At 73.3% G+C, this 12,216-nt stretch carries 12 protein-coding genes; 2 read left to right on the top strand and 10 right to left on the bottom strand.

Going from position 1 to position 12,216, the window contains the following annotated elements:
- Position 1: 1 nt before the first annotated feature.
- From tsaE to glmS, 6 genes are read right to left on the bottom strand one after another with little or no spacing between them, the layout of a single operon-like run.
- Positions 2-892 carry a tRNA (adenosine(37)-N6)-threonylcarbamoyltransferase complex ATPase subunit type 1 TsaE gene (gene tsaE, locus BLV76_RS11945; RefSeq protein WP_090969330.1) on the bottom strand — a complete coding sequence of 297 codons (891 nt, stop codon included), beginning with the start codon at positions 890-892 and terminating at the stop codon, positions 2-4.
- Positions 889-1,956 carry an alpha/beta fold hydrolase gene (locus BLV76_RS11940; protein ID WP_090969329.1) on the bottom strand — a complete coding sequence of 356 codons (1,068 nt, stop codon included), beginning with the start codon at positions 1,954-1,956 and terminating at the stop codon, positions 889-891. Before BLV76_RS11940 ends, tsaE begins: the two co-directional genes overlap by 4 nt.
- Positions 1,953-3,110 (bottom strand): alanine racemase, encoded by a 1,158-nt coding sequence (gene alr / locus BLV76_RS11935; RefSeq protein WP_090969328.1) that lies wholly within the window; start codon positions 3,108-3,110, stop codon positions 1,953-1,955. The genes BLV76_RS11940 and alr overlap by 4 nt, the downstream gene beginning before the upstream one ends.
- A complete protein-coding gene (locus tag BLV76_RS11930; protein WP_090969327.1) occupies positions 3,107-4,522 on the bottom strand; it encodes an NAD(P)H-hydrate dehydratase in 1,416 nt (471 codons plus the stop codon). The genes alr and BLV76_RS11930 overlap by 4 nt, the downstream gene beginning before the upstream one ends.
- A gap of 10 nt (positions 4,523-4,532) precedes the next feature.
- A complete protein-coding gene (locus tag BLV76_RS11925; RefSeq protein ID WP_090969326.1) occupies positions 4,533-4,886 on the bottom strand; it encodes a holo-ACP synthase in 354 nt (117 codons plus the stop codon).
- A 7-nt stretch (positions 4,887-4,893) separates the two neighbouring features.
- Complete coding sequence (gene glmS, locus BLV76_RS11920; RefSeq protein ID WP_090969325.1) at positions 4,894-6,738, bottom strand: glutamine--fructose-6-phosphate transaminase (isomerizing); 1,845 nt, start codon at positions 6,736-6,738, stop codon at positions 4,894-4,896.
- Positions 6,739-6,803: 65 nt separating this feature from the next.
- On the opposite strand from glmS, the gene coaA reads away from it, so the two are divergent.
- A complete protein-coding gene (coaA, locus tag BLV76_RS11915) occupies positions 6,804-7,784 on the top strand; it encodes a type I pantothenate kinase (RefSeq protein ID WP_090969324.1) in 981 nt (326 codons plus the stop codon).
- A gap of 39 nt (positions 7,785-7,823) precedes the next feature.
- Here the strand turns inward: coaA and BLV76_RS11910 are convergent, their stop codons facing one another.
- A complete protein-coding gene (locus BLV76_RS11910) occupies positions 7,824-8,786 on the bottom strand; it encodes a hypothetical protein (RefSeq protein WP_090969323.1) in 963 nt (320 codons plus the stop codon).
- A 120-nt stretch (positions 8,787-8,906) separates the two neighbouring features.
- Positions 8,907-9,902 carry a GNAT family N-acetyltransferase gene (locus BLV76_RS11905; protein WP_090969322.1) on the bottom strand — a complete coding sequence of 332 codons (996 nt, stop codon included), beginning with the start codon at positions 9,900-9,902 and terminating at the stop codon, positions 8,907-8,909.
- 83 nt (positions 9,903-9,985) lie between these two features.
- Here BLV76_RS11905 and BLV76_RS11900 point away from each other — a divergent pair, with 83 nt between their 5' ends.
- Positions 9,986-10,336, top strand: a complete 351-nt coding sequence (locus BLV76_RS11900) for a GatB/YqeY domain-containing protein (RefSeq protein ID WP_090969321.1) — start codon at positions 9,986-9,988, stop codon at positions 10,334-10,336.
- Here the strand turns inward: BLV76_RS11900 and BLV76_RS11895 are convergent.
- Entirely contained in the window at positions 10,333-10,869 is a 537-nt protein-coding gene (locus tag BLV76_RS11895) for a hypothetical protein (protein ID WP_090969320.1), read from the bottom strand. The genes BLV76_RS11900 and BLV76_RS11895 overlap by 4 nt on opposite strands.
- Complete coding sequence (gene glmM / locus BLV76_RS11890; protein WP_090969319.1) at positions 10,866-12,215, bottom strand: phosphoglucosamine mutase; 1,350 nt, start codon at positions 12,213-12,215, stop codon at positions 10,866-10,868. Before glmM ends, BLV76_RS11895 begins: the two co-directional genes overlap by 4 nt.
- Between the last annotated feature and the right edge of the window lies 1 nt (position 12,216).

Here is a 12,216-nt window from a genome sequence, read left to right as displayed (position 1 = left end):
ATTACTGCCCGACGACCCAGCGCAGGGACACGCGTCGCGGGTCGAGCTCGTCGTCGGCGGGCGCGTCGCCCACCGTGCGTTCGATGGTGACCTCCAGGCGCGAGTCGGCCAGGCCCTCGGCCAGGCCGGCACCCCACTCGACGACGGTCACGGCGTCCTCGAGCGAGGCGTCCAGGTCGAGGTCGTCCAGCTCGTCGAGGCCGCCGAGCCGGTAGGCGTCGACGTGCACGAGGTCGGGCCCGCCGACGAGCGAGGGGTGGACCCGGGAGATCACGAACGTCGGCGAGGTGACGCCGCCGCGCACCTGGAGCCCCTCGCCGAGGCCCTGCGTGAAGGTCGTCTTGCCGGCGCCGAGCTCGCCGGTGAGCACGACGAGGTCCCCGGCGACCAGGCTCGCGCCCACGCGGGTGCCCAGGCCGCGCATGGTCTCGGCGTCCGGTGCGTCGAAGGTCGTGCCGAGCCACAGCGCGAGCTCGACGTAGGGGCTGGTGCGGCCGGTGACGACGAAGTCGTTGGCCTCCCAGAACGCGACGGTGCCGGGCAGCTCCTCGCGGGCGAGCACGATGATCGCGGAGCGTCCGGTGGCCGCCTCGCGCGCGGCCTCGACGAGGGCCGTGGCGACGCCCCGGCCCTGGGCCTCGGGCACCACGCCGAAGCGGCGCAGGACGACGGCGTCGTCGCGCGGGTCGAGCACGACGCACCCGGCCGGGGTGCCGTCGACGGTCGCGAGGAGGCCGCCGCGGGCGGCCAGCAGGCGGGCGATCGAGTCGAGGTCCTCCGACAGCGCGTCGGCCGGCGGGTCGAGCGGTGCCCGCGCCCCGAAGGCCGCCTGCACCACCGCCAGGACCTCCGCGGCGGCCTCGGGACCCACCCGGCGCACGACGACGCTCATCGCGTCCCCTGCCCCTGGGCCAGGGAGATCAGGTCGTCGAGCTCGGCCGTGACCTCCTTGTGGTGCTCGAGCAGCACCATGTGGCCGGCGCCCTCGCACTCCAGCAGGCTCGAGCCGGGGATCCGGCTGTGCAGCTTGCGGCTGTGGCCGACCGAGGTGATCTTGTCCTCGGTGCCGCAGATGATCGAGGTGGGCACGCGGCCGAGCGCCTCGAGGTGGTCGAACTTGTCGAGCGTCGCGAAGGCCGGGTAGAACTCCGCGACCACGGCGAAGGGCGTCGCGTTGAGCATCGAGAAGACGAACTCGACCATCGCAGCGGGGACGGGGTCGGTGCCGAAGGCGTAGCGGTCGGTGATCACGTCCGCGACCGCCCGGCCCCACGAGCGGGCGATGTCGACGGCCCGGTGGCCGATCGTGAGGGTGCGCACCGCGCGCCCCATGAACCTGCCGCCGAGGCCGAGCGGCAGCACCGGGAAGAGGATCCGGCCGGGGTCGAGGCCGCCCGCCGTCGTGGAGACGAGGGCGGCGCCGACGACCTTGTCGCCGAAGAGGTCGGCGTGCTCGTGGGCGAGCGCGATGACGCTCATCCCGCCCATGGAGTGGCCGACCACGACGCACCTGCCGGGCACGGTGTCCTCGATGACGCGGCGCAGGTCGGAGCCGAGCTGCTCGATGGTGCTGTGCTCCTCGCTGGAGCGCGCGGAGCGCCCGTGGCTGCGCTGGTCGAAGAAGACCGTGCGCACCTCACCGCGGTAGGCGGCGCGCTGGAAGTGCCAGCAGTCGAGGTTGAGGCAGTAGCCGTGGACGAAGACGATCGTCAGGTCGCCGTCGGCGGGAGCCACGCCCCCGAAGTCCTGCGGCTCGTCGATCTCGACGTGGAGGTCGAGGGAGTCGTCGGCGACGACGACCCTGGCGGGGCTGTGGAGCGATCCGAACTCGACCTTCTCGCCCGCGTCGCGCTTGCCGATGATCCGGCTCTGCCGGGCGATGCCGACGGCACCGGCAGCGGCTGCGAGGCCCGCCGCCCCCACGACGGTGCCGAAGATGCGGCCCTTGATGCTCAACGTGCGGTCCCTTCGACGTCGGGGCTGGCGTCCGAGTCGACGTGCCGGCGGACGAACCGGCCGCCGATCCGGGTCACGATCTCGTAGCTGATGGTGTCGACGGCGTCCGCCCAGTCCTGGGCGGTCGGCTCGCCGCGGTCGCCGGGGCCGAAGAGGACGACCTCAGTGCCGGGTGGCGGCAGCTCGCCGTGCAGGTCGACCACGAGCTGGTCCATGCACACCCGGCCACGGACCGGGCGGAGCGAGTCCTCGACCCAGACCGACGCGGCGTTGCCGGCGGCGCGCGGCACGCCCTCGCCGTAGCCGGTGGGGACGACGCCGACGCTGGTGTCGCGGTCGGCGACCCAGGTGTGGCCGTAGGAGACGCCGTCGCCCGCGGCGATCTCCTTGCTCATCACGAGCCGGGCGCGGGCGGTCATCGCCGGCCGGAGCCCGACGCGGGGGCTGGTGCCGGGGGCCGGGTCGAGGCCGTAGGTCGCGATGCCGCAGCGGACCAGGTCGAAGTGCGCGGACGGGCGCAGCAGCGTGGCCGCCGAGTTGGCGAGGTGGGTCACCTCGGGCTCGAGCCCGGCCTCCTCGGCGAGCACGAGTGCCTCGCGGAAGGCCGCCTCCTGCGCGTCGTTGGCCGGGTGGGCGGGCTCGTCGCTCGCGGCGAGGTGGGACCAGAGGCCGGTGACGGTGATCCGCCGGTCGTCCTCGAGGGTGGCCGCGGCCGCGAAGAACGCCGGCCACTCCGCCCGCGGCGCTCCCCCGCGGGACAGCCCGGTGTCGACCTTCAGCTGCACCCGCGCACCGCCGACGGCGGCGATCTCCTCGAGCTCCTCGACGGAGTACGCCGTGAGCTCGATGCCCGCCGCGACCCCGGCGGCGTAGTCGTCCCCCGGCGCGGTCAGCCAGCACAGCAGCGGTCCCTGGTCGCCGGCAGCGCGGAGGGCGAGCGCCTCGTCGAGCGTCGCGACCCCGAGCCAGTCGGCGCCCGCGTCCCGCGCGGCGGCGGCGACCTCGACCATGCCGTGGCCGTAGGCGTCCGCCTTGACGACGGCCATCAGCTGCACGGGCCCGTCGACGGAGACGAGGTCCTTGAGGATGCGGACGTTGTGCCGGACGGCTGCCAGGTCCACCACGATCTCGGCACGATACGCGGGACCGGTCATGGGGTCGATCCTCCCAAACCTGCGAGGACCTCGCGCACGACCCGCGGGATCTGGACCGCCACCCGGCTCGCGGTCAGGGGCCCGCCGTCGGCGGCCTCCGTCGCGGCGGCACCGTGCAGCCAGGACCCCACGGAGGCGGCGTCGTAGGGCTCGAGCCCGGCCGCCAGCAGCGCCCCGACGAGTCCGGAGAGCACGTCGCCCGCACCCGCCGTGGCCAGCCACGGCACCCCGGTCGTCGTCACCCGGACCCGGCCGGACGGATCGGCGACGAGCGTGTGGTGGCCCTTGAGCAGCACCACGCAGTCCCAGCGCCGGGCCGCCTCCCGGGCGTGCTCCAGCGGCGCGGCCTCGACGGCGGCGCGCTCGACGCCGAGCAGGGCGGCGAGCTCGCCGGCGTGCGGCGTGAGCACCCAGCCCGGCACGGGTCCGTCGACGTGGCGCAGCGCGTCGGCGTCGACCACGACGGGTGCGCCGTCCGCGCGGGCCTCGACGAGCATGTCCCCTGCGTCGTCGCCACCACCGGGCCCGACGACCCAGGCCTGCACCCGGCCGTCGCCGACGACCTCGGGGTGCGCGGCGCGGACGGTGTCGGCGACCTGCTCCGGACCGACGTACCTCACCATGCCGACCAGGCCGGTGTTGGCGCCCGACACGGCGAGCAGGGCGGCCCCGGGGTAGGTGCCGGAGCCGGCGCGGACGCCGACGACGCCGCGGGTGTACTTCTGCGCGTCGACGGACGGCCGCGGCAGGAGGGCGCGCACGTCGTCGGGCTGGAGCGCCTCGAGGGCCGGGTCGGCGTGGACGAGGTGCGGCTCGAGGTCGAGCTCGACGAGGTGCAGCGCGCCGCAGGCGAGCGACGCCGGGTCGGCGAGGTGGGCGACCTTGTGGGTGCCGAAGGTGACGGTGAGGTCGGCGGTCACGTGGGGTCCGGCGAGCCGGCCGGTGTCGACGTCGACCCCGGACGGCACGTCGACCGCGACGACGGGCACGCCGGCGAACCGTTCGAGCGCTGCGACCGCGTCCGGCCGCAGCCCGGGGCGCCCGCCGATGCCGACGATGCCGTCGACCAGGACCTCCTGGCCGTCGCCGAGGTCGTCGAGGACGTCCGTGGCCAGCCCGCCGGACGCACGGAACGCCGCCAGGCCCTCCTCGTGGATGCGCTCGGACAGCAGCAGGGCCTCGACCCGCGCACCACGCCGGGCGAGCCGGGCGCCGGCCCAGAGCGCGTCGCCACCGTTGTCGCCGGAGCCGACGAGCAGCAGGACCCGGTGGCCGTACGCACCACCCAGCAGGTCGGTGATCGCGGTGGCGAGGCCTGCCGCCGCCCGCTGCATCAGCGCGCCGTCGGGCAGCCCTGCCATGGCGAGGGCCTCGGCCCGACGTACGTCGGCGACGGTGTGCGCGTGGAGCATGTCGTCCTCCTCAGGACTCGAGCACGACGACCGCCGAGGCGATCCCGGCGTCGTGCGAGAGCGAGACGTGGACGTGCGCGACCCCGAGCTGCTCGGCGCGGGCGGCGACCGTGCCGCGGATCTCGAAGCGCGGCCGGCCCGTGTCCTCGGAGACGATCTCGGCGTCGTGCCAGTGCATCCCGACCGGTGCGCCGAGCGCCTTGGCGATCGCCTCCTTGGCCGCGAAGCGGGCCGCCAGCGACGCGGGCGGCCGGACCGCCTCGGCAGGGGTGAACAGCCGCGCCCTGAGGGAGGGCGTGCGCTCGAGGGAGGTCACGAAGCGGTCGATGTCGACCACGTCGATCCCGACGCCGATGACGGGCACGGGGTGCCTACTCGACCGTGACGGACTTGGCGAGGTTGCGCGGCTGGTCGACGTCGTGGCCGAGCAGGGTGGCCAGCTCGCACGCGAACAGCTGCAGCGGCACGACCGCGACGAGCGGCTGGAGCAGCACCGGCACCTGCGGCAGCGTGATCAGCACGTCGGCGTAGGGCTCGATGGCGGTGTCGCCCTCCTCCGCGAGGCAGAGGGTGCGGGCGCCGCGGGCGCGGACCTCCTGGATGCCGCTGATCATCTTGTCGTGGAGCTGGTCGCGACCCCGGGGAGGTACGACGCACAGGATCGGCAGGCCCTCCTCGACGAGCGCGATCGGACCGTGCTTCAGCTCGCCGGCCGCGAACCCCTCGGCGTGGAGGTAGGCGATCTCCTTGAGCTTGAGCGCACCCTCGAGGGCGACCGGGTAGCCCGCGTGGCGACCGAGGAACAGCACCGACTTGTTGTCGATGTGGTCGCGGGCGATGCCGTAGACCTGCTCGGCCTTGGCGAGCACGGTCTCGACGTGCCCGGGCATCTCCTCGAGCTGGTCCATGACCTGGGAGATCTCGTCGCCGAAGCGGGTGCCCTTGACCTGCGCCAGGTAGAGCGCGAGGAGGTAGCAGGCGACCAGCTGGGTCAGGAAGCCCTTGGTCGAGGCGACGCCGATCTCCGGGCCGGCGTGGGTGTAGATCACGCCGTCGGACTCGCGCGGGATCGTGGAGCCGTTGGTGTTGCAGATCGCGAGCACCTTCGAGCGCTGGACGCGCGCGTGCCGGATCGCCTGGAGGGTGTCGGCGGTCTCGCCCGACTGGCTGATCGCGACCACCAGCGTGGAGGCGGTGAGGATCGGGTCGCGGTAGCGGAACTCGCTCGCGAGCTCGACCTCGACCGGGATGCGGCACCAGTGCTCGATGGCGTACTTGGCCACCATGCCGGCGTAGAACGACGTCCCGGCCGCGATGATGATGATCTTGTCGATGTCGCGCAGGTCCTGGTCGGACAGCCGCATCTCGTCGAGCTGGAGCAGCCCGTCGGCGCCGCGGCGACCGAGCAGCGAGTCGGCCACGGCGCGCGGCTGCTCGAAGATCTCCTTGCGCATGAACCAGTCGTGGCCGTCCTTCTCGGCGGCCGACAGGTCCCAGTCGACGTGGTAGCGCGTGCCCTCGGCCGGGGTGCCGTCGAAGCCCGTGACGCCGACGCCCTCGCGGGTGATCGTGACGACCTGGTCCTGGCCGAGCTCCATCGCCTCGCGGGTGTGCTCGATGAAGGCGGCGACGTCGGAGCCGAGGAAGTTCTCACCCTCGCCGATGCCGACGACGAGGGGTGAGTTGCGACGGGCGGCGACCACCCGGTCGGGGTCGTGCGCGTCGACGGCGACGAGGGTGAAGGCACCCTCGAGGCCGCGGCAGACGTTCTGCATGGCGACGGTCAGGTCGATGCCGGTCTCGAGCTGCTCCTCGAGCAGGTGGGCCGCGACCTCGGTGTCGGTGTCGGAGGCCATCTCCACGCCCTCGGACTCGAGGCGCGCACGGAGCTCGGCGAAGTTCTCGATGATGCCGTTGTGGACCAGCGCCACCCGCCGCGCGCGGCCGAGGTGCGGGTGCGCGTTGCGGTCGGTCGGCGGGCCGTGGGTCGCCCAGCGGGTGTGGCCGATGCCGGTCGTGACCGCCGGGAGCGGGGACTCGGCGATCGCCTTCTCGAGGTTGGCGAGCTTGCCGGCGCGCTTGTCGGCGACGATCTCGCCCGCGTCGATCAGGGCGATGCCGGCGGAGTCGTAGCCGCGGTACTCCAGTCGTCGCAGCCCCTCGATGACCACGCCCTCGGCGGGCTTGTCGCCCACGTATCCCACGATTCCGCACATGACCGGGAAGTCTATCGGCAGACCGGGTCGCCACCGCGCGGCGGCGCGGTGCCACAATCGCACCCATGTCCGAGGCCTCGTCGTCCGCCCACGGCAGCTCCGCCCAGCACGAGGTCTCCCCCTACGTCGAGCTCGAGCGCGCCGCGTGGGCACAGCTCGCGGGCACCGCCGAGACGTCGCTGACGCCCGAGGAGGTCGTCCGCCTCCGCGGCCTGGGCGACCAGCTCGACCTGCGCGAGATCGAGCAGGTCTACCTCCCGCTGTCGCGACTGCTGAGCCTCTACGTCGCCGGCAACTCGCGCCTCCACCGCGAGCAGGAGGAGTTCCTGCACCGCGTCACCCCACCGCGTACGCCCTTCGTGATCGGCCTCGCCGGGTCGGTCGCGGTCGGCAAGTCGACGACGGCGCGCGTGCTGCAGCAGATGCTCGCGCACTGGCCCGAGCACCCCAACGTCGCGCTCGTGACCACCGACGGCTTCCTGCTCCCCAACGCCGAGCTCGAGCGCCGCGGGATCCTGCACCGCAAGGGCTTCCCGGAGTCCTACGACCGCCGCGCGCTGCTGAAGTTCGTCGTCGACATCAAGTCCGGCAAGGACGAGGTCGAGGCGCCGATCTACTCCCACCTCGTCTACGACGTGCTGCCCGACGAGAGGGTCGTGGTCAAGCGCCCCGACATCGTCATCGTCGAGGGCCTCAACGTCCTCCAGCCCGCGCGGGTGCGCGACGACGGCCGCACCGGGCTCGCGGTCAGCGACTTCTTCGACTTCTCCGTCTACGTCGACGCCGCCCTCACCGACATCCGCCGCTGGTACGTCGACCGCTTCCTCCGCCTGCGCGAGACCGCCTTCCGCGACCCGGCGTCCTACTTCCGCAAGTACGCCGCCCTCTCCCACGACGAGGCCGTCGACCAGGCCTCCCGCATCTGGGAGTCGATCAACGAGCCCAACCTCGTGCAGAACGTCGCCCCCACCCGCTCCCGCGCGAACCTCGTCCTCCGCAAGGACGCCGACCACTCGGTCCGCTACGTCCGCCTCCGCAAGCTGTAGCGGGACGTCATGGGAAATCCCGGTTCGAACCGAGGATCCTCATGACGCAACGGCCATGGGACAGCCGCGTGAGGCCAACGCCTCGATGATCTGGGCGAAGAAATCGTCGGCGGCCACCCGGAGCCCGAGCAACGGCAGCCGGAGCACGATCGCGCGGTCGATCGCGATCGTGTTGTGCCGCAGGGCGTCCGCGACGACGTTCGTCGCCCAGGCATGCTGGATCCCGTCGATCTCGACGACGACACCCCACTGCTCCCAGTAGACGTCGAGGTACCACTTCTTGTCCGGCCCCTGCCTGAGCACCTGCCTGGTGGGCTCGGGGATGCGACGCAGCCGGCACATCTGCGCGAACTCGTGCTCGCCCAGTGACCGCACACCGCCGACGAGGTCGGTGACGACCGTGGCCACGAGGAGGCGCCGTCGGTCGCGCCTGACGGTGAGCAGCTCCGCGCCGAGCCGCTCGGGCAGGGTCATCCCCTGCTGGACGACCATCGTCAGGATCAGCGTCGCCTGCTTGTCGGACTTCGCCCACAGCGCGCCGCGCACGCCGGCCACGTGCGGTCGCGTCCGCGGGATCCCGGACGGCTCGAGGTCGGCGGCGCGGAGCCGACGCGTCTGTCGTACGTCGATCCCGGTCGCACGGCGTACGAGCACGCCCCGCGGCACGGACACCCGGATCACGTCCTCGGTGAAGTGCTCGAGCCCTCCAGCGACGAGCGAAGAGGTCCCGTCGAGGCAGCCACGACGTCCGGCCTCGAACACGGCAGCCCAGTGCTGCCCCAGCACCGGCAGGGGTCCGGTGTGCACCGCGAGGCTCTGGGTGTGGACCGGCCGCCAGCGTCCGGCGTGCACGTGCGCCAGCACCTCGTGGTCCGTGATCCGCAGCTGGCGGAGCTGGTCGCGCGACACGACGCCACCCTGCTGGTCCGCGATGCCTCGGACCAGCCCGAGGCGCCGGGCTCGCTCGGCGTGGCTGCGAGGCGGTCGACCCTTCTGCGGCATCGCACGACCATCGCGCCTTGCGAGGCTGCCCGCATCCGTCGACCGCCCGGGCTGTGGAGAACCCTCGTCGAGGTCATGGGAAATCCCGGTGCGAACCGAGGATTCTCATGACGTCCGGGCCTACAGCCTCTTCTGGAGCTCGAGGAGCGTCTCGATCGTGCGGTAGCCGAGCGCCTCGTTGACGGCGTTCATCCACGTGTTGACCTCGGCGTTGGAGGTGTCGACGGAGACGAGGGAGGGGTACGTCGCCACGGCCACGTCATGGGTCGCGAGCTTGAGCACGAGCCCGAGCCGGTGGCCGCGGTGGGCCGGGTCGACGAGGGTGATCCCGACCTGGCCGTAGGCCGGGTCGTCGTCGTCGATGCGGACGTCGGACACCCCCGCGACCGAGCCGTCGGGGGCGATCGCCAGCGCGGTGTGCATGTGGCGGCCGATCTCGGTGAGCCGCTGCTCGGCCTCCCGGATGCGCGCACCGTCCCACTCGGAGTCGGTCAGGTCGAGGTCGCCGAGGGGCACCTCGTCGAGCAGCATCCCGAGCAGCCGGCCGTAGGAGTCGAGGTGCTCGTCCGGGCAGACCGTGTCGAAGGTGACGATCCGGTAGCCGTCCGGGACCGGCGCCGACGCAGCGAGGTCATTCCGCCGTGCCACGTAGTCGGCCAGGGTGAGCTCCTTGATCGACTCGCGGCTCGCGACGGCGTAGCCCATCGCGGCGGCGAAGGCCTCCGACGCGCCGCCGGACCCGTCGGGCGGGAGGTAGGCCTCGCTCTGGAGCGTCGTGCGCCCGTCTCCTCCTGCGACCACCTCCAGCTCGGTCGCGAGCCGTCGCCCGATGCCCTCGCGGGTCCGGTCGGGCCGGACGTAGGCGAAGGCCGTCGCCGTGTGGAGGTTCTCCTTGAGCGGCCGGATCAGCAGCCCGGCGCCGACCATCTCCCGGCCGTCGATCGCGCCGATCAGCGTGATGCCGCGCTCGGGGTTGTGGGCCGGCAGCGCGACGCGGCTCTGCTCCCACAGCGGCCACGGCTTGCCGGGGCGGTACGACGTCGCCGCGTGGCCGACCTCCCACCAGGCGCGGAGGGCCGCCTCGTTGCGCGGGTTGAACTGCTCGACGTCGACCACGGACCGACCGTAGCCATCCCGACCAGCGGTGGCCACGCAGATATCGGGTGCGGCACGACGCGGAGCCGCGGCAGGCTGGTGCCATGACGACCGACTCACCGCTCCGCACCCGACTGCGCTCCGCGCTGCTCGAGGCGCGCCGGGCCCGCGACGCCGAGACCGTGTCCACCCTGCGTACGGCCCTCGCCGCGCTGGAGAACGCCGAGGCCGTCCCGACCGAGGCGCGCGCGGGTGCGCTCGAGGACGCCCCGGTCGGTGTCGGCGCGACCGAGGCCGAGCGGCGGGTGCTCAGCGACGCCGACGAGGCCGCCGTGCTCGACGCGGAGATCGCGTCGCTGCAGGAGGCCGGGCGCGCCTACGCCTGCTCGGTCCCGGAGCGAGCGCTGGCCGCACGCCAGGCGGCGCAGACGCTGCGCGGCCTGCGCGAGGGCTAGGACGCCGGAGGACCAGGGGCGTGGCCGCGCCGGGCCTCGATCCGCTCCGCCTCCCGGACGACCGCTCGCGCCTCGGTGCGCCCGCGCCAGCGCACGACCAGGCCGATCAGGAGGATGAAGAGGGGCAGGCCGATCCCGAGCCAGAGCCACGTGGTCAGGGGTGAGGTCGTCTCCACGACCGAGCCGTCCGGGGAGACCCAGAGGTCCCAGGTGTCGCCCACCGCGTGGTCGGGGTCCCCGGAGCGCCGGAAGGTCGCGGTGCGGTCGTCAGCGCCGGCGGACCAGGTGAGGTCGTAGGTCGTGCGCGGCTTGTCGACGTCGCCGGGCACGGCACCGGGACGGACCGCGACGACCGTGGTCTCGCGCAGGTCGGTGCCACCGAGCAGGTGGGTGCGGGCGCCCGGGGTCACGACGACGAGGGCTGCTGCGAGCACCAGCCCGACGACGATGCCGAGGAGGACGTCCCTGGGCGAGAGCAGGCCCGGGACCTCGGGCGCGCCGCCGTCGAGCCCCGTCCCCGGATCGGTGGTCACGACAGCGAGAGCTGGCGCTTGACCACGTCGGCCAGCCGGGTGGCGACGGCCTGTGCCTCGTCGTGGGTGGGCGCCTCGACCATGACGCGCACGATCGGCTCGGTGCCCGACGGGCGGAGCAGGATCCGGCCGCGCTCACCGAGCGCCGCCTCCTCCTCGGCCACCGCCGCGGCGACCACCGCGTCGTCGTCGGCGCGCGACTTGTCGACGCCGGGGACGTTGAGCAGCACCTGCGGCAGGCGCGTCATGACCGACGCGAGCTCGGCGAGCGTCCGGCCGGTGGTGGCCATCCGCTCCATCACGTGGAGCGTGGTGAGGATGCCGTCGCCGGTGGTGGCGTGGTCGCTGAGGATGACGTGGCCCGACTGCTCGCCGCCGAGGTTGTAGCCGGAGACCTTCATCGCCTCGAGGACGTAGCGGTCGCCCACCTTCGTCTGGCGCACGCCGACGCCGCTGGCCTTCATGGCCTGCACGAAGCCGAGGTTGCTCATCACCGTCGCGACGACGGTGTCCTTGGTGAGGCGGCCCTGCTCGAGGAGGGAGAGGGAGAGGATCGCGAGGATCTGGTCACCGTCGACGACGTTGCCGTCGGCGTCGACCGCCAGGCAGCGGTCGGCGTCGCCGTCGAGGGCGAAGCCGGCGTGGGCGCCGTGCTCGACGACGGCGGCCTGGAGGTCACCGAGGTGGGTCGAGCCGCAGTTGTCGTTGATGTTGAGGCCGTCGGGGTCGGCGTGGATCGCGATGACCGTCGCGCCGGCGTCCTCCAGCGCCCGCGGGCCGGCCGCGTGGGCGGCCCCCTCGGCGCAGTCGAGGACGACCTTCAGCCCCACGAGCGGGTGCGTGATCGTGCTCTCGAGGTGGGCGGCGTACTCCGACACGGCGGTCTCGTAGGTCTTCACCCGGCCGACGCCGCCACCGGTGGGCCGCTCCCACGGCTCGCCCATGCGGCGCTCGATGGCGATCTCGATCGCGTCGTCGAGCTTGTGCCCCCCGCGCGCGAGGAACTTGATGCCGTTGTCGGGCATCGGGTTGTGCGAGGCGGACAGCATCACGCCGAGGTCGGCGCCGAGCCGGTCGGTCATGTAGGCCACGCCCGGGGTCGGCAGCACACCCAGCAGGAGCACGTCGACTCCCGCCGACGCGAGGCCGGCGACGACCGCCGACTCGAGGAACTGCCCGGAGATGCGCGTGTCCCGGCCCACCACGGCGAGGGGACGGTGCCCCTCGAACTCGCCGCGGTCGGCCAGGACGTGTGCCGCACAGACGGAGAGGTCCAGGGCCAGCTCCGCAGTGAGATCTGCGTTTGCCAGGCCCCGGACCCCGTCCGTGCCGAAGAGTCGCGGCAAG

This window comes from Nocardioides exalbidus (assembly GCF_900105585.1).
In the GTDB taxonomy this organism is placed as follows: Bacteria; Actinomycetota; Actinomycetes; order Propionibacteriales; family Nocardioidaceae; genus Nocardioides; species Nocardioides exalbidus.
Note: the sequence above shows the minus strand (reverse complement) of the source record. Positions and strands in the feature narration are given on the sequence as shown.